The organism is Peribacillus deserti, from assembly GCF_002863585.1.
Classification (GTDB): Bacteria; Bacillota; Bacilli; order Bacillales; family DSM-1321; genus Paraperibacillus; species Paraperibacillus deserti_A.
Map to the genome: position 1 here is coordinate 1 of NZ_PGUY01000053.1, position 24569 is coordinate 24569.

29 protein-coding genes and 2 pseudogenes are annotated in these 24569 nt (G+C 40.5%); 8 read left to right on the plus strand and 23 right to left on the minus strand.

What is annotated here, in order from left to right; all coding sequences use genetic code 11:
- Positions 1–174 precede the first annotated feature (174 nt).
- Both CUU66_RS16955 and CUU66_RS16960 read right to left on the minus strand, forming a co-directional pair.
- Positions 175–735: a beta-class carbonic anhydrase gene (locus CUU66_RS16955; protein ID WP_101644312.1), complete on the minus strand. Its 561-nt coding sequence runs from the start codon at positions 733–735 to the stop codon at positions 175–177.
- A gap of 74 nt (positions 736–809) precedes the next feature.
- Positions 810–1607, minus strand: a complete 798-nt coding sequence (locus CUU66_RS16960; RefSeq protein ID WP_101644314.1) for a hypothetical protein — start codon at positions 1605–1607, stop codon at positions 810–812.
- A 734-nt stretch (positions 1608–2341) separates the two neighbouring features.
- Between CUU66_RS16960 and CUU66_RS16965 the strand changes: the two genes are divergently transcribed.
- Together CUU66_RS16965 and CUU66_RS16970 are read left to right on the plus strand one after the other, a co-directional pair.
- Positions 2342–3487: an amidohydrolase gene (locus CUU66_RS16965; RefSeq protein ID WP_101644316.1), complete on the plus strand. Its 1146-nt coding sequence runs from the start codon at positions 2342–2344 to the stop codon at positions 3485–3487.
- A 293-nt stretch (positions 3488–3780) separates the two neighbouring features.
- Entirely contained in the window at positions 3781–4344 is a 564-nt protein-coding gene (locus tag CUU66_RS16970) for a GNAT family N-acetyltransferase (protein ID WP_101644318.1), read from the plus strand.
- 45 nt (positions 4345–4389) lie between these two features.
- Here CUU66_RS16970 and CUU66_RS16975 read toward each other — a convergent pair whose 3' ends face one another.
- Both CUU66_RS16975 and CUU66_RS16980 read right to left on the minus strand, forming a co-directional pair.
- Positions 4390–4569 carry a YflJ family protein gene (locus CUU66_RS16975; protein ID WP_101644320.1) on the minus strand — a complete coding sequence of 60 codons (180 nt, stop codon included), beginning with the start codon at positions 4567–4569 and terminating at the stop codon, positions 4390–4392.
- A 178-nt stretch (positions 4570–4747) separates the two neighbouring features.
- Positions 4748–5842 carry an undecaprenyldiphospho-muramoylpentapeptide beta-N-acetylglucosaminyltransferase gene (locus tag CUU66_RS16980; protein ID WP_101644322.1) on the minus strand — a complete coding sequence of 365 codons (1095 nt, stop codon included), beginning with the start codon at positions 5840–5842 and terminating at the stop codon, positions 4748–4750.
- A 118-nt stretch (positions 5843–5960) separates the two neighbouring features.
- On the opposite strand from CUU66_RS16980, the gene CUU66_RS16985 reads away from it, so the two are divergent.
- Complete coding sequence (locus CUU66_RS16985; RefSeq protein WP_101644324.1) at positions 5961–7325, plus strand: MATE family efflux transporter; 1365 nt, start codon at positions 5961–5963, stop codon at positions 7323–7325.
- A gap of 134 nt (positions 7326–7459) precedes the next feature.
- Complete coding sequence (locus tag CUU66_RS16990; RefSeq protein WP_142383742.1) at positions 7460–7933, plus strand: Hsp20/alpha crystallin family protein; 474 nt, start codon at positions 7460–7462, stop codon at positions 7931–7933.
- A gap of 49 nt (positions 7934–7982) precedes the next feature.
- Here CUU66_RS16990 and CUU66_RS16995 read toward each other — a convergent pair whose 3' ends face one another.
- Positions 7983–8723, minus strand: a complete 741-nt coding sequence (locus CUU66_RS16995) for a CAP domain-containing protein (RefSeq protein ID WP_101644329.1) — start codon at positions 8721–8723, stop codon at positions 7983–7985.
- Between the two features lie 370 nt (positions 8724–9093).
- Positions 9094–9366 (minus strand): hypothetical protein, encoded by a 273-nt coding sequence (locus CUU66_RS17000; protein ID WP_101644331.1) that lies wholly within the window; start codon positions 9364–9366, stop codon positions 9094–9096.
- A gap of 83 nt (positions 9367–9449) precedes the next feature.
- On the opposite strand from CUU66_RS17000, the gene CUU66_RS17005 reads away from it, so the two are divergent.
- A complete protein-coding gene (locus tag CUU66_RS17005) occupies positions 9450–9692 on the plus strand; it encodes a DNA alkylation repair protein (RefSeq protein WP_101644333.1) in 243 nt (80 codons plus the stop codon).
- Positions 9693–9755: 63 nt separating this feature from the next.
- Here CUU66_RS17005 and CUU66_RS17010 read toward each other — a convergent pair whose 3' ends face one another.
- From CUU66_RS17010 to CUU66_RS17020, 4 genes and pseudogenes are all read right to left on the minus strand, one after another.
- Positions 9756–10166, minus strand: a complete 411-nt coding sequence (locus CUU66_RS17010; RefSeq protein ID WP_101644335.1) for a MarR family transcriptional regulator — start codon at positions 10164–10166, stop codon at positions 9756–9758.
- Between the two features lie 112 nt (positions 10167–10278).
- A pseudogene (locus CUU66_RS17015) lies at positions 10279–10464 on the minus strand (DUF2188 domain-containing protein); the annotation flags it as partial.
- 82 nt (positions 10465–10546) lie between these two features.
- Positions 10547–10834 carry a GTP-binding protein gene (locus tag CUU66_RS25225; RefSeq protein WP_308302514.1) on the minus strand — a complete coding sequence of 96 codons (288 nt, stop codon included), beginning with the start codon at positions 10832–10834 and terminating at the stop codon, positions 10547–10549.
- On the minus strand, positions 10764–11423 hold the full coding sequence (locus CUU66_RS17020; RefSeq protein WP_308302512.1) for a CobW family GTP-binding protein: 660 nt from the start codon (positions 11421–11423) through the stop codon (positions 10764–10766). Before CUU66_RS17020 ends, CUU66_RS25225 begins: the two co-directional genes overlap by 71 nt.
- Before the next feature lie 380 nt (positions 11424–11803).
- Between CUU66_RS17020 and CUU66_RS24345 the strand changes: the two genes are divergently transcribed.
- The gene (locus CUU66_RS24345; protein WP_180955335.1) at positions 11804–11980 is read left to right on the plus strand and encodes a hypothetical protein; all 177 of its coding nucleotides are present in this window, start codon (positions 11804–11806) and stop codon (positions 11978–11980) included.
- A gap of 510 nt (positions 11981–12490) precedes the next feature.
- On the opposite strand, the gene CUU66_RS17025 is transcribed toward CUU66_RS24345, so the two are convergent.
- Positions 12491–13981 carry a S41 family peptidase gene (locus CUU66_RS17025; protein ID WP_257968042.1) on the minus strand — a complete coding sequence of 497 codons (1491 nt, stop codon included), beginning with the start codon at positions 13979–13981 and terminating at the stop codon, positions 12491–12493.
- Between the two features lie 384 nt (positions 13982–14365).
- The gene (locus tag CUU66_RS17030; RefSeq protein ID WP_101644339.1) at positions 14366–15193 is read right to left on the minus strand and encodes a M15 family metallopeptidase; all 828 of its coding nucleotides are present in this window, start codon (positions 15191–15193) and stop codon (positions 14366–14368) included.
- Between the two features lie 199 nt (positions 15194–15392).
- Between CUU66_RS17030 and CUU66_RS24990 the strand changes: the two genes are divergently transcribed.
- Positions 15393–15518 carry a hypothetical protein gene (locus CUU66_RS24990; RefSeq protein WP_257968043.1) on the plus strand — a complete coding sequence of 42 codons (126 nt, stop codon included), beginning with the start codon at positions 15393–15395 and terminating at the stop codon, positions 15516–15518.
- Between the two features lie 621 nt (positions 15519–16139).
- Here CUU66_RS24990 and deoD read toward each other — a convergent pair.
- The 11 genes and pseudogenes from deoD to CUU66_RS17085 all read right to left on the minus strand — a co-directional run.
- Positions 16140–16844, minus strand: a complete 705-nt coding sequence (gene deoD / locus CUU66_RS17035; RefSeq protein ID WP_101644341.1) for a purine-nucleoside phosphorylase — start codon at positions 16842–16844, stop codon at positions 16140–16142.
- A gap of 343 nt (positions 16845–17187) precedes the next feature.
- Positions 17188–17499, minus strand: a complete 312-nt coding sequence (locus CUU66_RS17040; RefSeq protein ID WP_101644344.1) for a hypothetical protein — start codon at positions 17497–17499, stop codon at positions 17188–17190.
- A 162-nt stretch (positions 17500–17661) separates the two neighbouring features.
- Positions 17662–18432 (minus strand): sporulation protein, encoded by a 771-nt coding sequence (locus CUU66_RS17045; RefSeq protein WP_101644346.1) that lies wholly within the window; start codon positions 18430–18432, stop codon positions 17662–17664.
- Complete coding sequence (locus CUU66_RS17050; RefSeq protein WP_101644348.1) at positions 18416–19240, minus strand: serine/threonine protein kinase; 825 nt, start codon at positions 19238–19240, stop codon at positions 18416–18418. Before CUU66_RS17050 ends, CUU66_RS17045 begins: the two co-directional genes overlap by 17 nt.
- Before the next feature lie 18 nt (positions 19241–19258).
- Positions 19259–19441 carry a hypothetical protein gene (locus tag CUU66_RS17055; RefSeq protein ID WP_101644350.1) on the minus strand — a complete coding sequence of 61 codons (183 nt, stop codon included), beginning with the start codon at positions 19439–19441 and terminating at the stop codon, positions 19259–19261.
- Positions 19442–19577: 136 nt separating this feature from the next.
- Positions 19578–19748 carry a YozD family protein gene (locus CUU66_RS17060; protein WP_101644352.1) on the minus strand — a complete coding sequence of 57 codons (171 nt, stop codon included), beginning with the start codon at positions 19746–19748 and terminating at the stop codon, positions 19578–19580.
- A gap of 90 nt (positions 19749–19838) precedes the next feature.
- On the minus strand, positions 19839–20534 hold the full coding sequence (locus CUU66_RS17065) for a hypothetical protein (RefSeq protein WP_101644354.1): 696 nt from the start codon (positions 20532–20534) through the stop codon (positions 19839–19841).
- Between the two features lie 183 nt (positions 20535–20717).
- Positions 20718–20939: a YozE family protein gene (locus tag CUU66_RS17070; RefSeq protein ID WP_101644356.1), complete on the minus strand. Its 222-nt coding sequence runs from the start codon at positions 20937–20939 to the stop codon at positions 20718–20720.
- Between the two features lie 163 nt (positions 20940–21102).
- The gene (locus CUU66_RS17075) at positions 21103–21381 is read right to left on the minus strand and encodes a YokU family protein (RefSeq protein WP_101644359.1); all 279 of its coding nucleotides are present in this window, start codon (positions 21379–21381) and stop codon (positions 21103–21105) included.
- Positions 21378–22796, minus strand: coding sequence for a lysine 2,3-aminomutase (gene ablA, locus CUU66_RS17080; RefSeq protein WP_101644361.1), 1419 nt, complete (start codon positions 22794–22796; stop codon positions 21378–21380). The genes CUU66_RS17075 and ablA overlap by 4 nt, the downstream gene beginning before the upstream one ends.
- Before the next feature lie 298 nt (positions 22797–23094).
- Positions 23095–23184: pseudogene (locus CUU66_RS17085) on the minus strand (YjcZ family sporulation protein); the annotation flags it as partial.
- A gap of 270 nt (positions 23185–23454) precedes the next feature.
- Here CUU66_RS17085 and CUU66_RS17090 point away from each other — a divergent pair.
- On the plus strand, positions 23455–24555 hold the full coding sequence (locus tag CUU66_RS17090) for an SGNH/GDSL hydrolase family protein (protein WP_180955336.1): 1101 nt from the start codon (positions 23455–23457) through the stop codon (positions 24553–24555).
- The last annotated feature ends 14 nt before the right edge of the window (positions 24556–24569 follow it).

Genomic DNA, 24569 nt, shown 5'->3' on the forward strand with positions numbered 1-24569 from the left:
TCAGCTTTTGGATGGATCTTTTCTTGAAAAGCACCGTCCTCCGCTTTTCGATCAGGTGAGACCCCGCAGGCGAAGCCGAGGAGGCTCACCGCCCGCCCCTAAGGTCCGCGAGCATCCTGGAGAGGAAATCAACCTCTTGTTCAATAGCAACAAAGTTTGCGAAAACAGCCTTTATTATTTATACCCGTCCACTACAACATCCAGCTTTCCTGTAGCTGGATCAATTACCAGTCCATGAACCGGTATATCCTTAGCAATCAGTGGATGGTTCTGGATGACTGACACACTATGAGCTACCGTTTCACTTACATTTTTAAACCCTTCGAGCCATTTGTGCAGGTCAATGCCTGCATGCTCAAGTGTGCTTAGAGTTTCCTCGGTAATTCCTCTTTGTTTCATTGAACTTATCGTTCTATCAGGATCCATTCCAGACATTCCGCAGTCGTGATGGCCCACCACTAAGATTTCCTCAGCTCCAAGCTCATACACTGCTACAACCAGAGAGCGGACGATAGACCCGAATGGATGCGCAATAACAGCACCAGCATTTTTAATAACTTTTACATCACCATTTTTAAAATTTAGTGCTTTAGGAAGCAGTTCAACCAATCGAGTATCCATACAGCTGAGAACAACCAGTTTTTTATCTGGGAACTTATCGGTCTGGAAATTTCTGTACTCTTGGTTTTCTACAAATTGTTCATTATGGGTTAATATTTCATTTAAAAGCGACATGATTTACCTCATTCTTGTTTTTTTAAGAATTATACCAAAAAAACTGATTAGAAGAACAGCAGAACGCTTTGTCCTTAGTTTGACTCACTATTGAAAAGGGAAGCACATATTCCAAACGCCGCCATTTTTTCCGTGTCCTCTGCAAGCTCATGGAATCTAAGAATCGGGGTATTAGGCTCCTTAAATCTGGCTGCCCATTCCAGCGGCATGATTCCTTTCTGCAAGGAACCAATTTTTTTCCCTTGACAATCCTCTAATGTAAAGCCATTTTGCCATGCTCCTGCTTTAAGAGGAATCCATGGGTTCTGAGTGCTGTCAAAAACCATGCCCTGCATCTTAAAAACAGATTTGGATAATTCCTCCTTATATATTCCGATAATTTCTTCATCGTTATTCCGGATAATCATCTTTTCAGCAAAGATCCCTTTTACTGTGTAATTTGAGATGAGTGTACCTTCACGATCATATAAGCCATAGCGCCTTGGAATCAATTCTGTAAATGGATAGGGTATGAACCATAAATAACTTTTCATATTGATATCCCGTATCTCTCCGATTACATTTCCTCCAGGTTCAAAAAGAAGAATTCTTAGTGTAGGAGCGGGCAGAAATGCAAGCAGGATGTTACTTTCTTCAAACAGCCCGAATGCTTCAGGGCGGCTTTGGGTTTCCTGACCCCTGCTTTCGTTTAATTTGAAGCGCCAATAAGCAGCTGCGCTTATCACTATAAAAGGTCCTGTCATATAAAGGATATTCCCATAAATTTTGTTGAATATATGCAGTACAAAAAAACTAACAGCTATCACTAATGAAACCCAGGAGGTATAGTAGTTGATCCTTGAGGACTTTTTATAATAGTTTTGGATATTCATTAAATGGCCCCTTTTATTTCCGTCTAAATAAAAAAGCTAGTCTTTTATTTATACTTTGGAAAGACTGATTATATGTGAAGAAAATTTACATATTGGGAGGCAGAGTTCCTGAGGAAAAAAGAAGTTTTAGACGGTATCCTATTAACCAAGTCAAGCATTGGAGGAGCGCTTCATGAATATTGATTTTTCAACGTACATACCTTTATAAGGATGATATAGCGTCAGATTATTTACTGTCATTTTTGTCTCCCGTTTCAGGGTGAGTTCAAGCAAAAAGATGACCGATAAACCTTCAAAGCTCGACTTATCAGTCACCTTTAACTTGTCATATATTTTCCATTCCTTCTTGTTTTTTTCGCTTGGATCGATCACTGATGGCTCTTAGGATAAACATCTTATCTTGATGAGTAAGCATTCTCCAACTTCCAGCTTTTATTACCATATTCAAAACACTCCTTTTTTGTAGTTGAATCACTGAAAATATTCATCTACTAGTATTTAACCTTTTTATACCGTCATTTCCAACAAATGAAACAACAAAAATTCCAACAAATTTCACGTCTACCTTCTTTTGACACATGATTTTTTTAAATCAATTTGCAAGAGCTGGCGGATTTATGTCGATTAATCCGCATATATGACTAAGGCAGCGTCCAGGCAGCATTATATTTTTTATATTTTTTATATTTTTTACTCCCGGCCCGGAACTGACAATGAACGGAGAGGACGTCAATATGGATCAACTGTTATTGAAGAATGCATATGTGCATGGGGTGACCTCCCCGCCGCTTCATGGTGCGGATGTATATATTGAAAATGGGCTGATTAAAGATGTTGGCTTTGGATTAGAAAGGCAGCACCCTGATTCTTCCATACCCATCATCCACTGTAATAAAGCTTATCTCTTCCCAGGCTTTATTGATGTCCATACCCACCTTGGACTTTATGATGAAGGCACAGGCTGGGCAGGCAACGATGCTAATGAATCTATTGAAGCCATGACTCCGCATATCAGAGCTTTGGATGGAGTATATCCCCTGGACCAGGCTTTTACGGAGGCCATTAAATACGGGATTACAACTGCCCACGTAATGCCGGGAAGCGCTAATGTGATCGGGGGCACCACTTCAGTAATTAAGACGTTTGGCAGGAATATTAACAACATGATTATTAAGGAGACTGCCGGGCTTAAAATTGCCCTTGGAGAAAACCCAAAAAGGACCCATAGTAATTCTAACAAAGATTCTATTACCAGAATGGGAATCATGGGCATGCTGCGCGAAACGTTCAATGAAGCCAAATATTGTGATAATCCCGAGGCCATGAGGGTAGCTCCCTTAGTTATGGCCCTTAAACGGGAACTGCCTGTAAGGATCCATGCTCACCGTGCCGATGATATTATGTCAGCTGTCCGTCTGGCCGAAGAATTTGATTTAGATCTTAGAATCGAACATTGTACGGAAGGGCATTTAATTGCCGAAGAATTAGCCCCGCTTGGTTTAATGGTTTCAGTCGGACCTACACTGACTAGAAGATCTAAAGTAGAGTTAAAGAATAAAAGCTGGAGCACATACGATATTTTATCAAAACATGGGATAGAGGTTTCCATAACAACTGATCATCCCTACACTCCCATTCAATACTTGAATATATGTGCAGCCATTGCAGTCCGTGAAGGTCTGCCTGAACAAAAGGCAATTGAAGGTATTACGATTCTTCCTGCAAAAAACCTGGGTCTTTCACATAAAATCGGAAGTATAGAACCAGGAAAAGATGCCGATCTTACCCTTTGGTCTCACCATCCGTTCCATTTTCTTTCCAAGCCCTTATTCACCATGATCGACGGTAAAATCATTTATAAAAAAGAAGCCGAAAAATGACGAAAAAATAGTAAAAATTCCTATTTCCTTTTTGGTTTTTTTCTAGTATTATACGTTCGTATGGTATATTTTTTTTCATTCACCGACATGTACATGTTGGTTTTAAAAAGGCATATAAACGGCTCGTCTGTTAGTATGCCGCGCTAGGGAAGGCAAATGGTGAGCCATCGGTACATCCGGTTCTAGTGGGTTCGATTCCCACCCCGAAATTTTTTAATGCTGAATTTGTTGAAAAATTTCGAGGGTGGGCTCATAGAGCGAAATCTGCCCTCAGAAGACGGAGGGATAGTTCAATGCTAAAAAAAAGAGAGTTAACAGACTGCCATGCTCTTTATGAATTAATGACCCATCCGGATGTTTTCCCGTTTGTACGCCAAAAAGTCCAATCGTATGACGAATACTTATTCGTTACAAAACAAACTATTGAAGCTGAAGAACGCGGCGAACTAATTTCCCGGACAATTACAGATGAATGGGGTACCCCGATTGGGACCATATCCTTATTCGATATAGAAGAAAACGCCGGTTTTCTTGGCACCTGGCTGGGGAAAGATTTCCACGGCAAAGGCTACAATAAGATTGCTAAAGAAGCATTCTTTAATGAGGTTTTCTATGAATTAGGAGTAGAACATGTTTTCCTGAGAATCCGCAAGCAAAACCTAAGATCTGTCCATGCCGCAAAAAAACTTCCTTATGCTGTGCTGGCCAATGAAACGCGTAAACCGTTATATGATAAATTAAACACTCCAGAAGTCATCTTTGACTTATTTGAGATTTCAAAAGATTTATTTACGTTCCACATGCTTCGCCAGGAAAACCATTCTGGAGATTCCGATCAGCATCTTCTTGAAGCATAATTTTAATCTATACATGAAAAAGGGCGGTATTGAATGGTTCAGCCATCAATACCGCCTTTTTTTGCTTACTATTTCTGGCTTTTTTTTCTGTGACTGCTCTGAATACAGACTTCTTAATATGGGTGTCCTGTATAGCTCCAGCTTTCTTCTTTCAACTGGGTGCTTAGAAATCCCCAGTGCTTTTAATTGCTGAATAAACCAGCCTTTTGAATAGGTATATGCCATCCTTACTTCCCCCTATCAGCTTTCTACTATGAAACTATGATAGAAAATAGAGAAAAATAACTTTTTTGCAAAAAAATAGAATTCACCGCTGAAAAAAAGAGATTTCGCGCTAAAAATGCGAGCATACCAGTCCTGCGTTCTACAGGCTGACTTGGCTGAGAAACCATCTTCCCTCAACTCACAATGCTCTATTATCTGGCTGCTGATCAATCTGATTTACCAGCAATTCATACATTTCGTTTGTTCGTTTAAATTCCTTCTCCTGTGACATCCTTTTTTGGATTTGTCCTCTATTCCGGGAAAGATAGGAAAGTTCTTTCAGAAATAATTCATCTGTCAGCTGTTCTTCCTCGATAACCCTGCAGTATCCGGCTTTTTCAAAACTTCTTGCATTAATGATCTGATCCCCTCTTGATGCCTTGGCACTAAGCGGTATTAAGAGCATTGGCTTTTTTAAAGCAAGGAATTCAAAAATAGAATTCGACCCTGCACGGGAAACAACTATACTTGCAGCAGCCACGAGGTCAAATAAGCCTTCGTTCACAAATTCAAAAGGAGCATAGCCATCCTGTCTCAAGGCTCCATTGACATTTCCCTTTCCACAAAAATGGATAATGTTAAAATGTTTAATGAGCTCTGTAAGATTTTGTTCAATGAGGTTATTGATTTTAAAAGAGCCGAGGCTTCCTCCCATAACCGCCAATACCGGTTTTGTATTTGTAAAGCCGCAAAGCTGGCGGCCCTTCCCTGCATTCCCTTGGAATATGCCTTCTCTTAGGACAGCACCCACATGTATGCTTTTATTGCCTTTTAAAAATTGGCCGGTTTCCTTAAAGGTGGTGCATATCGCTTTCGAGAAGGGGAAAACCAGTTTATTTGCCAGCCCCGGTGTGTAGTCTGATTCATGAATAATTACTGGAATTTTTAATGATCTGCCTGCAGAAACTACAGGTACTGATACAAATCCTCCCTTTGAAAAAATGAAGTCAGGCTTTATTTTCTTTAAGAACCTCCTTGCTTCAAGGAACCCTTTCATAACCAGTACAGGATCACTGAAATTCTTCCAGGAAAAGTACCTTCTCCATTTTCCCACAGGGACACTCAGATATTGTACTTCGGGGAAATTGGCCGTAATGATTGATTTCTCTATTCCATCACGGGACCCTATGTAGTAAATTTCCCACCCGTTTTTTTGGAATTCTGGAATTAAGGCTGCATTGACTGACACATGACCGGCCGAGCCTCCGCCTGTAAAAACAATTTTTCTTTTCATGATTTACCCTCTTTAATAGATAATGAATAACATCTAGTTACATTTTATCGGTTAAGACTTGAAAATTGTGCTATAATCTTTCTCATTCACGAAGAAAAATTTCCAACAGAGGTATCTAATGTTCCAGACATACTCGAAAAAAGAAAAATTGAGACAATTTGTCAGTATTTTACTTCCCATTTTATTAACGCAGCTTGGGTTATTTTCCATGACCTTTTTTGACACCATGATGTCAGGCAACGCCAGTCCATCAGATCTTGCCGGGGTAGCAATCGGAAGTTCCCTTTGGACACCAGTCTTTACGGGGCTGAGCGGGATATTGCTTGCCATTACACCTATTGTTGCCCAGCAGGTAGGAGCAGCAAAACATAAGGAAGTACCTTATTCGGTTACACAAGGGGTTTATCTTTCCTTTTTTATGGCGCTTTTTGTGATTTTAGCCGGTTCGTTTATTCTAAATCCCGTTCTCAATCTTATGAACTTAACCGATCAAGTTCATGAAGTTGCCCATGATTTCCTGTGTGCGTTATCTTTTGGAATGGTTCCTTTATTTGTTTATAACGCTTTGAGGGCCTATATCGATGCTCTCGGCCAGACAAAGGTTTCCATGTTTATTACATTGCTTTCACTGCCTATTAATGTGGTGCTGAACCATATGCTTATTTTTGGAAATTTTGGTTTACCCGAGCTCGGCGGTGTTGGGGCAGGCTATGCTTCAGCTATTACCTACTGGATCATTACGATTGTTGCAATTATGGTTATTTATCGAAATTCACCCTTTACTTCATATCGGGTATTTAGAGTTTTTTATCCCATATCCTTCAAAGAATGGCTTTCGATATTAAAAATAGGGGTACCGATTGGTTTTTCCATATTCTTTGAAACAAGCATTTTCTCAGCTGTCACCCTGTTGATGAGCAATTATAGTACAACAATCATAGCGTCTCATCAGGCCGCGCTTAATTTTGCATCTTTTCTCTATATGATTCCATTATCGATATCCATGAGCTTAACCATAGTTGTGGGATTTGAGACCGGGGCCAGACGGATTAAAGATGCCATTCAATATGCCTACCTTGGAATCGGTACTGCAGTCAGCTTAGCATTTGTATGCGGGATTGTTCTTTTTGCCTTAAGAAACCACATTGCTTCACTCTATACAAACGATCCGGAAGTTCTGCGATTGACTTCGCATTTTTTGATTTTCGCATTATTCTTCCAACTTTCAGATGCTCTTCAAGCGCCGATTCAGGGAGCATTGCGGGGCTACAAGGATGTTAATGTGACCCTATACATGTCGTTAATTTCTTACTGGGTTATCGGCCTGCCGACAGGTTACTTATTTGCAGCATACACTTCACTTGGAGCTTTCGGCTATTGGATTGGCTTAATAACCGGACTCGCTGCTGGTGCCGCTACACTATCCTTCAGGCTCGTGTCCGTCCAGCGCAGGAAATATTCTGAGTTAGAAAATCAATCATAAAGCAGGAGCCTCCATTAGGGAAGGCTCTTTTTTCATGCCGGATGACTGCACGCAATTAGATTGAGGATAACGATTGGGCATCCAGGCGCATAAGATATATAAGCATTATTTATATATAGGAGGGAGGAATGAAAATGTCTCCATGGAATCTTCTCTTTCCATTTAATAAAAATGCAGGTGATATGCTGAGCAAAATGAATCCAAATGATATGGAATCGTATATAGAAAAGTTTTTTTCCCAGTTCATCCCGGATACACAGAAAATGCTCTCACAGCAGACAAATCCTGCATTTGGATTTATGTCTAAACCTCAGGGTACTTCGGGCAATAACAAAAGCACAACAGCAGTATTTGAAACACATGACCATGTGTTTATCAGAATCCCCATTAAAGATGCAGAACAATTAAAAGGATTGAAAATCTTCCATACCTCACATCAAGTGTACTTAGAAGGACTGCCTGGTCAAGAGGAAAGGGAAGTAATCACACTCCCCTCACTAGTTAAGAAAAAAGGTGCTCACGCGGTATGTAAAGACGGTGTTCTGGAAATCAGAATCCAAAAAAGCCAGGATCTTCAGTTATCCGAGATTGATGTTTCAGAAGGATAAAAAAAGGACTAAGTCCATATCATAGACTTAGTCCCCTTTTGATCTTTTCTTATTTAGAAATGAATTGTTGAGTCCAGTAGTGCTTATCAGCAACATATCCTACACCAATGTGAGTGTAACCGCTGTTTAAGATGTTAGCACGGTGGCCTGAGCTATTCATCCAAGCTTTTACTACTTCTTCTGGAGTCGGCTGCCCTTGGGCAATGTTTTCACCAGCAGATTTATAAGTGATGCCAAATTTCTTCATCATATCAAACGGAGATCCGTAAGTTGGGCTGTTATGATCAAAATAGTTTTTATCATGCATATCTTGAGATTTAATACGAGCTACTTTGCTTAATTCTGCATCAACTTTTAATGCAGCAAGACCCTGCTTAGAACGTTCAGCATTTGTTAATTCAACAACTTTTTGCTCATAAGCGCTTAACTGTCCAGTAGAAGCTGTTGGAGCTGTAGTAGTTTGCTTAGCTGGTGCTGGCGCCGCTTGCTTAGCTGGTGCTGGTGCCGCTTGCTTAGCTGGTGCTGGTGCCGCTTGCTTAGCTGGTGCTGGTGCCGCTTGCTTAGCTGGTGCTGGTGCCGCTTGCTTAGCTGGTGCTGGAGCAAAGTTGCAATTAACATTGTATTTTGCTAGATAAGATTTGACATAGTTATTAAAGTCTTGATAGTTATTAAACTGCATAACTGTCGGCTTAGCATTAGTAATTGTAGATGCATCTGCTTGTTTAGTTGCTGCTCCTGAAAATGTAACAGCTGCAGCTGCTGCGATTGATAATAGGAATTTCTTTTTCATTCTATTATTTCCTCCCTTAGTTGCTGTAAGTTTATGTGTCTCTCTTGCAAAATCATCATAACACGGGATTTTTGTAATATTAGACCCACTCTTTTCCAATGTGTTTATAATGGCGGTAAAGAGGGTAGATTTTACAAACATTTATGTGCACAAATACAAAAAACCCTTTCATATAAAGGGTTTTCGCTGCTTTGGCTATTGCTGGCCATTTTTATAAAAATATCATGTATTGGACAGTTATAGGTGTTATACCAATACATACTATTAAACTACTATTGACAGATTTTTTTATAAGAGTCCTATGTAATCTATATTACATTTTTATTACAAAATTTAAAGAATATTTCATTGAAAATCCGCTGGCTTGCTCTTAAATTTTCGTATATATCTCCGTATATAAAGAAATTAACGATACTTTCATCGAGTCATCCAGGGGAGAATGAATAATTCTCTCTGTACTTAGAAAGAATTTTTCCTGCTTCGATTTTCTGATTCTTGGATGAGAATTTTCATCTAATAACTCCCTTTTGATCAATTCTATTAAATGAGCTTCCCCATGAACGCTGCTTTCACTATACGTACGATTATTCCAAAGTGATAAATAACTTTCTAATAAGTGCTTATTCCTTTCGTATTCTTCCATATCCTTCTCCAATCACTATTAAATTTCATATACATATATTTACCTCCATTACAGATACTACTAGAAAAATGTGGAGGTAAATGATGACACAGCCATATAGATGTCCAAATTGTAAAACAAATAGATCACGCTTTAATCTTATTGAACAGATTCCTTCATATGTAAAAATAGACCCTGTCTCCGGAAGCATACTAGAAGAGATTGCAAGTGAAAACCTAAGTCCGTACCATTTCCGTTATAATGGACCTCAATTTAAGATTCAATGCGGTACATGCGGCACTGTCGGGGATGAAATGACTTTTGCCGCTTTTGGCGCTATGAAATAGCACCGGTTGTACGGCCTGTCCAATCGACAGGCCGTACTATATTCCAGCAGGAGTTCTTGCTTGCTATAACATCTTTTTATACAAATCAATAAAAGCCATAAGCTCTTCTTCCGTATATACGGCAAATAGCTCTTTAAAATACGCTGCCCTTTTCTCAGCCATTTCTTCATACAGCTTGCCGCCTTCTTCTGTGAGAGCTATTTTCACTATACGGCGGTCATTATCCGTTCTTTTTCTTGTAATATACCCTTTTTTGACAAGAATATCAGTCACATTAGTGATGTGGCTGGCTGAGACCTTCAAATCCTGTGAGATGGCGGAAGCCTTTTGAGGTCCGGCAATATAAAGGAACCGCAGCACGCTAAATTCATTGCCATTGATCACATTCCCATATATCTGCTGTAGTTCATTTCTAGTGGTTCTATAAAAATGTCTATGATAGGCCACTAATTCATTTATCTTATCTTTTCTCAAACATGATCGTTCCTTTCACTAAAAACCCGGTATTATTCTCTTTATAGTATCAAAAAAATAACCCGGCCAATAGCCGGGATACTTATTTTGCAAATTTATTTGAACGTTACCCTTCCTTTTTAGAGGAAGCTCCATGGTCTTTCACATATTCTTTAGCCTTATCGATAGCAATTGGGATGGCACGTCCATCTTCATAGCCTTCCTCTAATAAGGCATTTGCGATTTCAATCGCCTTTTCCCTAACAGGCTCGTCCAAGTTCTTCATGGAATTAGGATAGTCATCTTTATTCCAGGGCATACGTAAATACCTCCTATTATAGAGTATATTGATGGTATTCCCTGCTTTAATCCAATACAAACAATTTGTATGAACGTGAAACTCATTCTTCTTTTTCAAGTTCTTGAAGATCTTTATACATTTTTTCAGCATTCAAGCCTTCACCGATGATTACCAATTTAAGAGGCATTTTCATTTCCTGAGGCAGATACAAAGGAGTGCCGTAGGAATATTGAAACAGCACCGGTTTCCTGTATTGCTTAAGCTGAACAAACCCTTTCATTCTGTATACAGTCTCCGGAAGCCCTTTTACCCATTCCTCAAAACCTGTCTGGCTGATTTCGTTTGTGAATTCGTATAAGAGTGTTTGCAGTTTGAGCTGATGACCGATATGTGCAGCGGAGTGCTTCTCTTTGGGATGTAGTCAGTAATATAGAAGCCTTCGAATTTAGTGATTGAATTTCGTACAGCCTTTGTGCGGCCTCCAGCTCACTGACAAGATCCATCTTATTAAGCAGGATGAAATCGGAATGATAAATCTGTTCCACCAGCAGCTGGCGGATCTGGGGGCTTAATGAATCCCTGCTGCTCCAGCGAACAAGATCCACTACCGTAACAATTCCTTTATAATTTAATTTTTCTGCAAGCATGGGTGACATGATTGCATCCAGAACCTCCACAGGATGCGCTGCACCAGTGGTTTCAATATAAATTGCATCCAATTCAGGCTCCATTAATAAGTCATGAAGCTGGACTTCCACCTTGTCCTGCAGGGTGCAGCATATACAGCCGTCATATAGCTCCTTCAAAGGAATTCCCTCTTCAATCAAATAAGAATCAAGCGACATTTTGCCAAGCTCGTTCATGAGAACCGCAATCTGCCGGCCCGCTGCTTTTTCCTGCTGAATAACACTGCTTAGCAGTGTAGTTTTACCACTGCCTAAAAATCCACTTAATATAAATACATCTATTTTACTCATTATTCATTCACCTTTATCAGTTATTATTCTTAAATAGTATCATATTTGAATGGCATTTTCATATTGAGTGGTATATTTGGATTGTCGGATACAATCGGGGCCTGATTCATTAGAAACTGTACCAGGTTCACGGCTTTTTTGAAGTGGCAGCGGGGTTGTTACGGTAGTGACAGCTGGTGCTTGGGGTGTGGCGTGGGCTGTTTGGGTGTGACAGTTGGTGCTTTAGGATGGCAGTAGGCTGTTTGGTAATAACGGCTGGTGCTTAGGATGGACAGCGGGAAAATTGAAGAGGGACGCTTTGGTGTGACAGTGGGATACTTTGGAGGGACGGCTGGTACTGAGTTGCAACGTGCTACTTGGAGTGGCAGGTGGCGCTTTGGGTGGGACAGTGGGCTTTTTGGGTGTGTCAGCTGGTGCTTAGGATCGACTGCGGGAAAATTAACGGCGGACGCTTTGGTGGGACAGCGGACTTCTTTGGAGTGGCAGCTGGTACTGAGTGGCAACAGGCTACTTTGGAGTGGCAGCTGGCGCTTTCGGTGGGACAAGGGGCTTTTTAGATATGATGCTGGATGAGGTTAAATATTGAAAGAAAAATGAGTATTTTGGGCTTTTTGTTGCTATTTCTTAGTAAATAAATGTTAACCTTTGAAAAATCTACTTCATAGGAGAAAATTTGAGGGGATTTCATAAAACGGGCATTGTGCCGAAGTGGCTTACGCTTATGTTTTAAGGTTTTATGCTTATGTTTTTGCCTTTTATGCTTGGGTTTGGGAGATTTATGCTTATGTTTTCGTGGTTTATGCTTATGTTCGGAATTCCAATGCTTATGTAAATGCCCTTATGCTTAAACATTGATCGTTTTGCTTAACTAACAGCTCTTATGCTTATTCTCTTTGTCTTATGCTTATCTTATTCTCTTTGTCTTATGCTTTTCCCCTTTCCTGCTTTTTCCCTATCTCTTATACTTATCTCTTTCTCTTTACCTTTGTCCCTGTACATAAGCCCTCATATACATCCAGCCTAAATAAAAAATCCCTGCCATCATTGACAGGGACATAGGAGAAGCATTACTTTGCAAGTTCCTTTTTAACTGTTTCGACCGCTTTATTCAGTTGTACGTCGTTGTTTTGGATTTTAGTTCTTATTTTATCCATCAAAGCGATAGTCGTTTTTCCTTCGATAGCTCCAGTCTGCTGCAGTTTGGCATCTTTCTGGAATTGTTTAACCGCTGTTTGAAGATTTTTATCAAAGAATCCATCGACGGTTCCAGGTTTATACCCTAGCGCCGCAAGCATCTGCTCACCCGCTTTAATTTCTTCTGAAGAGTTGTTAATGCTTAATTTCTTATCTGGTGATATAAATGGCAGATTAGCATACTCAGGAAGCTTCACTTCGACATTTGGCTTAATCCCTTTTTTGTGAATCCAATTTCCCTCCGGAGTCAGCCATTTAGCCATCGTAAATTTGACGTTCGAACCGTCTTTGAATTCTTCGGTTGTCTGGACGGTGCCCTTGCCGTAAGTCTTAACACCCACCAGAGGAATACCAGCTGATTCACTTAGAGCAGCTGCGACAATCTCAGATGCGCTGGCACTGCCTTCATCCACTAACACTACAACCGGGAATTCCGGCTTTCCGCCTGTGTTCTGTGATTTAGCAATTTCCTTTTTGCCATTTCGGTACTCAACCTGGAAAACTACTTCATCCTTTGGCACAAAGAGACTGGCAATCTTCATGGCCTGATCCAATAAGCCGCCTGGATTCTGCCGGAGATCCAATACCATACCTTTCATACCCTGGGCCTGCATTTCTTTCATCGACTTTTCCAATTCACTGCCTGTCCTTTCAGAAAAGCTGGTTACTTGAATACGGGCGATCTTGTCCTTCAGCATTTTTGCATAGACCGTTTCAATGGGTATAGTATCCCGAGTAATACTGACTTTGATAGGCTGGGTATTTCCTTCACGAAGGACAGATAGATTAACCTTGGTGCCTTTTTTTCCTCTGATCAAGAGAACAGCTTCATTGGCACTCATTCCTTCAAGACTTTTGCCATCCACACTTAGAACTACATCCCTGGGCTTAAGGCCGGCCCTCTCTGCTGGAGATCCTTTGATGGGAGAAACAATCGTGATTTGATTATCCTTTTGCTGGACTTCAGCCCCAATCCCTTCAAAGCTGGAAGAAATATTCTCATGAAAGCTCTCTGCCTGTTTTTCATCCATATAATCCGTATAAGGATCATCCAAAGAAGTAATCATGCCCTTGATGGCCCCATCAATGATTTTATCTTGATCAATATCCGTATAATAGTCTTTGTTTAAAGTATCATAGGTAGAATACAGTTTTTCAAATTCTTGGCGTTCCCGGCTTATTGGCTGAACCTGTTTTTCATCACCAAAAGTTAACGCAAGCAGCGTTATGCCGGCTGTAAGGAAGATCAGCAAAAATATCCCCATAAAAAAAGGAAATTTTTTGATCCGAATATATCTTGATTGATTCTCTTGCTTCTGCTCGGGTTGTTCTTGCTGGTCTTCCTGCTGTCTTTCTTCTTCCACTTCCTTCACCACTTTCAGGGACAGTAATCCTATATTCTTGCTGCCAGCACGTATCGCAATCGTTAGGCTGGCTTAATGCCGGCATTCTCTACTACCTTATCTCATCCTTTATTTCCCCAGCTCCCATACACTAAAAGAGCTGACCTTTAGCCTCCGGCGCATAATGCGGCTAAGCTTCCGTCTTCGCCTTCACTTACTAATCGGCTAGTCTGCTTGCCGGGTCTGGCCAAGGCGCTTACGTTTTTTTCTTGTCCAGCTCCAAACTGACTCCCTCGTGTCATAAGCCTATCAGTCCATGGGAAGATAACCATTTCCCAAGAAATGCTTGTCTTGTGCTTGCCGGGTCTGGCCAAGGCGCTTACGTTTTTCTTATTGTATCAAATTTTATATTTTTTTTCCTGTTTTGAAGTATTCTTCGAGTGTGTAGTTTTTGTCGTGCAGGATTTTGGCTGTTTCTTTTCCTACATAGCGGTAGTGCCATGGTTCGTATTCATATCCAGTGATATCTTCTTTACCTTTGGGATACCGCATGATATAGCCATATTTATAGGCATTTTCCTTCAGCCAGATTCCTTCGGGTACTGATTCAAAGGATTGTGTCAACAGTAGATCTTCACTCTTGCTGGATATGTCCATGCTCAGCCCTGTCTGATGCTCGCTTGTTCCCGGAAGCGCCACAGCCTGCTCAGCTTTTTCCCGGCCCACCTGCTGGATTTCCGCATTGAATAGGACCTCCTGGCGCTGATAAGATCGGTATCCGGATACGGCAAACAATTCTATCCCTTCTCCCATTGCGGCTTGGAACATATCCTCAAGTGCCTTTGCAGCCTCTTGTCTAAGAAAGGATTTTTCGTCATCTGAGTCTCCAAAAGAGAAATTCACATTGGGTTTGACCAGATCCTTGGGAGCATAATCTCCGGGAAGCGCATATTCCTTGTTGACAAGGATAAGAAGATTGTCGGAATTTTGAATTACTTTCTTGCCATTTATGTCTGTAGTTACATTATAAGAGCTTGATGGAATCGTCATTTCACTGCTGGCCTGTAAATCGTCAGGTTCTTTATCAGCCTTTTTGTCAGAATGACCGCCGGTTTCACTTTGATTTTTCTCCTGTTCCCCTTTATCATTCTTCACAAAAGGCAGATCTCCTGCCTGGCAGCCTCCTAGAAGTATAGAACTAAGTACAGTTAGAGCGATTAATTTTCTATTCATTATTTTAAAGACACCTTTCGTAATTCTTAGCAGTATTCCCATTTTAACACTTATGTAAAAAATGAAAACCTCAATTTAGTAGAGACGAGTTAATCAATATTTACAATATTCCTTGCATTTTTACCCTAGATCAATCTTTTTTTAAACAAAAGGCTGTTTTCGCAAACTTTGGTGTGTTTAATCAGGGGTTGATTGGAACGTGAGGATGCTCGCTTTCCGCGGGGCGGGCGGCCTAAGCCTCCTCGGCTTCGCCCGCGGGGTCTCACCTGATCGAAAAGCGGAGGACGGTGCTTTCCAAGAAAAGATCCATCCAAAAGCTGAATGATGATCTTTTTTAATTAGAGGCAAGACGCTAAAAGAAAAGCAGACACCTGATAAAGAAGACTTGCTGATTGGCAAGCGACAGCGAAGACAGAAGCTTAGTCGCCCTTACCACGCTCGTAACGCCACGTCCTGTGTCCCGCCTGGCTCGCACAACCTGTGCTTCGTGCGTTAGCCTGGCATAAGACTAGCGGCAGTAAAAGGCCGATTTTGCCTTTTAATGGCGATTGGCTAGACCCGCGGTGTCAGTCCGGAGCTGGACATACCCGCTGCTCCCGCACAGAAAAGCGGAAAGCGGTGCCTGCCCAACATATAAATATTAAACGCTCAGTGATAATACCAATTTATATAAAATTCTAAACAAATTGGCAGGCAGAGACCCGACAAGCATAAGACGAGCCGGCTGTGGGGAGTGCTTTTCTCCCCATAGACGGATTGGCTTATGACTCGAGGGTCTCAGCTTGTAGCTGGATCAAGGAGTCTCGCACCTTACGTTCCAATTAACCTGGTTAACAATGGGTTTGGTTCACAGAAGTTATTAAAAAACAACAATCTCTTAGAAAAGAGCCAAACAAAAAAAGGTATCCCTGCTGCAGATTGAACAGGGATACATGGGAGCGGACAATTATTTGATTGCTGCTTCTAATGCAATTTCTATCATATCGTTGAAAGTAGTCTGTCTTTCTTCAGCTGTCGTTTCTTCACCAGTAATAATATGATCGCTTACAGTTAATACTGAAAGCGCCTTCCGGCCAAATTTTGCAGCCAGTGTATAGAGTGCGGCCGTTTCCATCTCGATAGCTAAGATATTAAATTTGGCAAATTTCTCAAACTGCGGATTTTCGGAGTAAAAAAGATCTGCTGTGAAGACATTACCCGCTTTAATGGCCAGTCCTTTTTCTGTTCCCAGATCATATGCATTTTTTAATAACTCAAAATCTGCAGTAGGAGCATAATCAATCGTACCGTTAAAAATCGTTCTGTTAATCGTGGAGTCGGTTGAAGCAGTCATTGCCAGAATAACGTCACGTACTTTTACGTCCTTTTGGATAGCACCGCAGGTTCCTACACGTATTAGATTTTGAACATTATAGCTTTGCATAAGCTCATTAATATAAATGGAGATGGATGGAACCCCCATGCCTGTCCCTTGTACAGACACACGCTTTCCTTTATATGTTCCAGTATAGCCAAACATATTTCTAACCTTATTATAGAGCTTTGCATCTTCTAAAAACGTTTCGGCAATATACTTAGCACGAAGCGGGTCACCCGGAAGAAGGACCGTTTCCGCAATTTCATTTTCTTTGGCCTCAATATGTATACTCATTATGAGATTCCTCCTAATTTAAAAGGTCTGACGACTGATTTAGTATACCATAATTTTCATGGTTTTTTAAAACGATTACATCTTATTTTTAAAACTCAGGAGGAAAAATATACCTGTTTTTGTTATTTTATTTGAATGGTACATGTCTATTAATTAATTGCGCCGTTCCACACACCAAAACAAGAATATCTCGATGAAGTTATCTATTTATGCGCCGTAACCCAGCTTATTAATACCTGTTCACAGGAATTTTCGCACATGGGCTATTGTAGCACCTATACCACATAGACTGAAGTGAAAACCCGCATAATACCAAAAAAATACCGCCTCCAAGGCGGGAATATCAGCAAACCTGCACTCTATTTATTTTTACCCAACCTCCAGACTGGAGCTGATAGTAGTACTCCCCTCTCGTTCCTTCATCGATTAATAGGATGTCCCCCGTGAATATATATCTTGCCTTAAAGTCCTTTGGTAAACGGTCCAGTACATTGAAAGTAGAAAATACTCTTTGGATTACGTCTTGGTGCGAACGACCTCCTAGTGTTAATCTATAAACCTGCCGATAGCCTTTGTTCTGTCCAAATAACGGTGTCTGAAATAACGTTATGTCGTACCTTTTTCTGTTATGAGTGACCAGCTGCAGCCATTTCATATTTTTCAGCCCCTTTATTCATTCTGTTTATACTATTACATAAAGGGTACGTGGAATCCTTCATCAAAAAAGCACTAGTTTTGTCAGACATTGCTATTGGCCATTTATAACAGGAGGCAGAAAAAAAGACCTTCCTTTTTGTCGAGAAAGGTCTTTCCTTAATTAGATATATCTGCCGATGATTTGATGAAGTTTATCCTTCATCTGCGGAATATCTTGTTTGGTAATCGAAGCGCGTACCATGGTTTCATCCATTTCCATTGCTTCAGCAAAAAGTCCTGCGAGCCCCTTGGCTTTCCGGTCTACTTCGAGAAGGATTTCTGCACGCTCTTCTGATACTGACAGAAAACTTAATTCAAGTTCATCTAGTTTTCCGCGGTAAGGTCCGTTGACCGGGATGAATTCAAATTCCTGAATAAATGGAAGATGGTGATTCAGCTTATAGGAAACTGCTTCGCATTCTGCCTGCCTTAGCTTAAACCCTAGATCTGTAAGTGCGAGGAGTGCCGAATGGACCAGCGCTCCGGGGAGGATTTGAATATAATCCTCGTCTGATGGATCTACTGCATTCTTAATTTCCAGGCCTGTAGAAATCCATACCTTGGTCCGCCCATACGTTAGGGGGGTATCATTAGGAAGCAACAGTGAAAAAGGGATGCTGCGTACTTCACCAGGAGCTACTGTAAATGGATCATTCAAGCGTAATTTCTCCAGTGCTGCTGTATGCGTGTATTTTTTGTCATCATGTTCTTTAATGAAAGTGGTATGTAAAGTAAGATAGATTTCTTCTATTTTTTGTTCAACTGATCCCCCCTTAATTTCCACCTGGCCCCGTACGGTCTGACCTGGCTGGTAGCGGTCACTGTCGAGCTTTGTATCCACATTAGCTGTCCCGATTCCAATACTCGCCAGCATTTTATTGAATAACGTCATTTTTATTCCCCCTATAATTTCTTATATGTTTCTTTACATGTTCCAACGCTTCTTCGCTTGATGTATATGGTTCTTTTACTGATAATAATTTTTTTATGATTTCTTTAGCTTGTTTGCTGATCGTCAGTTCCTCTTCCCAGCCGGAGCCAGAGGAATTATCAGCTTCGTAGCTCGAATACAACAGGAATAACAGAAAATGTCCAAGTCCATATAAATCACTTATATAGGTTTTACTCTGTTTGGGATGAAGATTTAAATCGTATTCTTCTGTCTCTATGAAACTGCCAAGCCCGAAATCAATCACGCTGATGGAATTTTGATGCAAGAGCACGTTAGGAATCCGGATGTCTCTATGGACAATTCCATTTTGGTGCATATGTACAATGATGCCTAACAGCTTGCCTGCAAGGTGGAAGGTTTGCTCTTCGGAATACACCTCATTTTTGTCAAACAGCACTTCCTCAAGTGTATGGCCATACTTTCGTTCCATAATAAAATAAGGGATGCCTAACATTTCACCGCTCGAATAAAATCTTGGAAAAGCCGCATGGTCGAGTGTTTGAAGGATTTTTTGCTCCAGTTGAAATGCCTGAAGAGCATCCTTAGATCTCCATTTTCTTTTTCTCAAGCGCTTTAGGACAAATGAACTTCCCTTTTCTTTTTGTAGAATGATATACGCCTTCCCATAGCTCCCGGAACCCGCTTCGGAGACCACATGCCAGTTATGGATGCGCTCTAATTCCTGGATGAACTGTTTTTCCACTATTCTTTCTGGAACGAAAGTTTTTAACCGCTGTATCATTTTCATCTTTGCTTATTTATCCTTTCAGCTGCTGAAGAAACCGCGTGAGCTGGAAAAGAGGCTGGAGTGCTTCTTTTTTTTATAATGCTTAGCACCATAACTCATTTCTTTTTTATAGGAATGTTTATGTTTCCACTTATCACTGGATGAAAAATGGCCGTGAGATTTGCCGCCGCCCAGCAGGTTTTTTAGGATTTTCTTAAACATATCTATCACTCCTTTGTTTATTTACGTCTTTCTTTTACATTGGTTTCATTTTTCATTTAATTTTTTCCTATACATTAAAGAAACGACGGAAATCCGCCGTTTTTGTTTCCCGCTCTCTTTCTGGCATAGTACGGGGCTATTCTTCTACTTCTTCATCAATAATGGATTTTTCAATCAGGTATTCAAATGTAATATCCGCGATTTCTTCTAGTTCTTCCTGGGAAGGTACAAATCCTCTTTTCACCAGCTCATGAAAAAAGAACTCTGCGATTTCTTCCGTATCAATAAAGACTTCAATTTCACGCATCTGAATCGCCCCCTTGTTTAAGATGTATGACGGTATAGGTTTTTTATACCAGTAATTTATACAAGCTTCTATTACACAAACCCAGCAGTTCTATGTTTTTTTATACATCTCATCTGCAACCGACTGGATTTTCTTTAAGACCAGCTGCATAACCTTTTTATACTCTTCATCCTTGAAGGAAAGGTACAAGGAGTGATAGTCATTATATAAGTCAAGGAGTCCATCTATTAACAAAGCTTTTTCTTTTTTCCAATCGAGCCATTCTTTCTCGCTTTTCTTTGTAACAGCAGGAGGTTTATTTAATTCTACTTTATTTGTCTTTTTGGAAATAGGATATAAAAATCCAAGTTTTTGAATATACGTATCTGCCGTTTCATAATCTGCTACCAGAGATAATTCATCTTCGTGGGCTTCCAGCCATTCACCATCCGTGATCTTGGATAACTCGTAAATGACGTCTTCCCAGGCGTTTTCTTTATATCTCCATATTTCTGTCCTAAACCCAACAATTTTAAACAAATCTGTGCCATAGCCATCCACCTGCACTAAGTCACCGAAAAAATATTTATAAACGATATCTATTTGTTCGGACTCGGTCACAATCTCTCCTTGGTAGTCTGATATATGTTCAAGAGAGGATTCCAAATAAAGTCCTTCACTGTGATTAACTTCGTAGACATAAGCGCCATCCATAAGCTTAAAATCAGTTATTTTTCCGACAGTTCCATATATATTAATGACAACAGTATCTCCAATTTTGAATTTTGGTTTTTTTTCGTGAGCCATTAGAGCCATCCTCTCAAGACAGTTCTTGGTTGATTAGTTAGGATATTATATGCAGCTATTAAGCTGTGCGTCATAGAAATAGACAGCAATCCCTCTTATGGCTTGGACAAAAAAGGGTGAAAGGAAGGATAACCCCTTCTTTCCACCCCCTTTTACTATATAGCTACTGCCGCTGCCAATCATTTAATGCCGTTCTTCTTCCACATAAAGATCCCAGGCACGGTCGAATACAGCCATACTTTCAAGATAATGAACATTCAGCTCAAGATAATTGCTTATTTCATGATAATCGCTGGACTGCTTTGGAAAACCATGATCTTTATATGCAGAATTGGCGAACTGGGTTATTTCATCCAAATCCTTCGGCTGTCTATATCTCATTAAGAAATGATAAAAAGATTTCATTTACAGATCCCCTTGCATGATTAACTGATTTCATCATATAACTAACGAGTTATTACAGTCTATCTTTATGAACTATTTCACTTTGAAAAATAAAAAACACCCGCCAGTTTATGGCAGGAGCTTAATCTTTTTATTTATTGACCAAAAGGCCATTCTTATTCAATCAGAATGAAAAATAATTTTTCTTCAGCAATTTGGGCAGGGCCATAAGCTGGCTGAAGGAAATGCTGGATCCTAACTGCTTTCGATCTATTAAAAATAATTGATTCTCTATTTCTGCAGCCAGTTTCGCCTCTAAATAAACAGCGCTGCATCCTCCGCAAAACAACGATGGAGTTTCGGTTATTTCAATGGCACGCGAACTATCCGGAAGTTCCCAATATACATCATCATTTATGACAATAACCCCGCCTTCATTACACCACACACACTCAGCGTTCATTCCTTCTCCCCTGGATCATTACTGGTCTCCTGGAGATTCTTTTGCTGGGAAAGAAACTTCTTTTCTTTAAGTTCATCTCTTTTTTCCCGTCTGTCTTTCAGGGACGTGTGTTCAGGATTAGACTCATATGTTTTTCTTCTGTTATCACGTTCAAGCCCCTTTGGCACCAAATTAAAATGGAGATCTTTATTAATGCCCGCAATCCCTGCAGTGGAGTCACGATTCTCTGTGTTCCCATAGACTTTTTCAAAAAAGAAATCGGCTTTTCCAGGAACATACGACTCGGGTTCCGGATAAGACGTAATAACTCCTTCAAAATTCCTTAATATCGTCTTGGATGGACTTTGTGAAATGAGGTAATTCGGCTGAAGCGAAATCTTTCCTCCCCCTCCGGGTGCATCGACTACGAATGTAGGTACAGCGTATCCAGAGGTATGTCCCCTCAAGCCCTCGATAATTTCCAGACCTTTTGAAACAGGGGCCCGGAAATGGCTGATGCCCTCAGATAAATCACACTGGTAAATATAATAAGGACGCACCCTGATCTTTACCAGGTCGTGCATCAGCTGCTTCATTATATGGACGCTGTCGTTTATTCCAGCGAGTATCACAGATTGATTGCCCACCGGCACTCCTGCGTTCACCAGCATTTCACATGCTTTTTTGGATTCTTCGGTAATTTCAATAGATGTATTGAAATGGGTATTAAGCCATACTGGATGATATTTTTTTAAAATGCTGCAAAGGTTTTCTGTAATTCTCTGTGGAAAAACGACCGGTGCCCTTGTGCCGATCCGGATAATCTCCACATGTGGTATGTCACGGAGATTTTTTAAAATATACTCAAGGATTGTATCATTGATCAAGAGCCCGTCTCCGCCTGAAATCAGCACGTCCCGGACTTCAGGAGTCTCCTTTATATATTGGATGGCTGCATCCAGCTGCTTCTTAGGAACTCCCATGCCGACCTGTCCGGAAAACCTTCTCCTCGTGCAATAGCGGCAATACATGGAGCATTGATTGGTCACCAGGAACAAGACTCTATCCGGATAACGATGAGTCAAGCCAGGGACTGGAGAATCTTCATCTTCATGCAAAGGATCTTCCATATCATACTTCGTCTTATGAATCTCCTTGCCCACAGGAACTGACTGCATCCGAATCGGACATCTCGGATCATCGGGATCCATTAACGAAGCATAATAAGGAGTTATATTAAGCGGTATCGTCTTGGTCGAAATCTTAACTCCTTCAATCTCATCATCCGTTAAGTTTATTACTTTCTGCAGATCTTCTAGATTCCTAACAGTATGAGTTAACTGCCACAGCCAATTATCCCACTGCTCCTCAGTCACATCTTTCCACAATTCAATCGATTTCCAATGGCGTTTAGGCTTAAATAAGTTTGACTTCATACTAAGGCCCCCCAGGTTGTGTCACATGAATGTGCCATTATCATGATGTAGCATATGCACATACCCAAAAACCTGCGAATTGTTTATTGGGAAATAATCGGGAAATGGGGTCCCCGATTTCCCGATTATTTCCCATCTGCTCCCTAGGGAGTTTAGGTTGAAGAGCAAAAAGTAAATAGCTTACTATTTGCTTGCCGTTATATATGTAAAAGCTGCCGTTATAATAACGGCAGCCTGCATGCTTTCTCACTTTAATTAGAATTGCTGCATTCCTTCAAGGCAACGGCCGATTATCGGCTTAGTAGCCTCCGGAGAAAGAAGCACCAATGATAATTAATAGGATAAATAATACAACGATTAATGCAAAGCCGCCAGCGAAACCGCCTCCGCCGTAACCGTATCCACCATATCCGCATCCATAATACATGTAATTCACTCCTATTCGTCTTTTTCTGTTTACATCCTTACAATATGTCAGAGCGGGTGGCTGTGTATGTGCATTCGCCCAGTTTATATATTTTTCAGAATATGTCATTTGTTACACTTCCATTAATAAATGTTTAAAATTTGTCTTTTAACTTTATTTTAAAAGGTTTATTATAGAATTTAAATCTGCTCCTCTGGTCTTGTGGATTTGTTAATTAATGGAGGATATATTTTGAACACAAAGAATTTTTCAACATTCCTGATTGTCACGTTGACTCTGCTTGCCGTTTCAACCAGTTTATTTTTTCTAACTACTTCCTATGGTTCAGAAAAAAATGAATCTGTATATCAAAAAATTAATAAAGAAGATCGCATTACATACCTTGTCATTGGAGACAGTATCGGGCGAGGGTCCGGGGCAGAAACACCGGATAAACGCTGGTTCAGCCTTCTTGAAACGAAAATGAAACAGCATCATGGTGTTCATATGAAGGGAACCTATTTGGTCCAAAGCGGGGCTACTGCTTTAGAGGGCCTCTACAAATTGCAAAACGAAAAGACTCTGGACCAGGTACAGCTAATTTTTATTGTCTTCGGGGAGAATGATCGAAAGTATATGACTGAGAGGGATTTCGGCATCTTATATGAGTCTTTGATCCGGCAGAGTAAAGCTAAATATCCGGCTGCTGAAATTATCACAATTACCGAAAGCTCTCTTACGTTTAATAATTTCGCTGAAAAAATTAAAACAATATCCTCACACTATAAAGCATCAAATGCAGATATGAGGCCGGTATTTGAGAACAGCGGAAAAACCATTAAGGAGCTGACGAGAGATCAAATTCATCCAAACGGTGCAGGCTATTCGCTGTATGCAGATACCCTATATCAATTAATTGAGAAGAATCGAAAGAGCGGCAAAACGATTGCACAGCTGGAAACACCCATCAACCCTGAATCTGAGGATTTATTGCTGCATCAGAACCGAAACATTACATCAGAGAAAGGATTTTACTACAAGAACGGATTTCAAACGAGTAATAAAGCAGGAAGTTCTGTTGAATATCAATTTAATGGAAACTTAATTGGCGTAAAACTGCTTAGAGGACCGGACGGCGGTTTTGTGGATGTGTATATTGACGGAAAGTTTACGGCAAAAATGAATACCTGGTGGCCATTTTATCGGGAACGAATCCAGTATATCAAAAATGGCTTGGCAGAAGGTTCGCACACTATACGCTTTGAGGTTACGGGTGAAAAAGCAGCCTCAAATCAAACCGATTCAGCATATTTCCGAGTATCCTCTCTTTTAACAGGAAACTTTGTAAATTGATACAGGAGTAAATC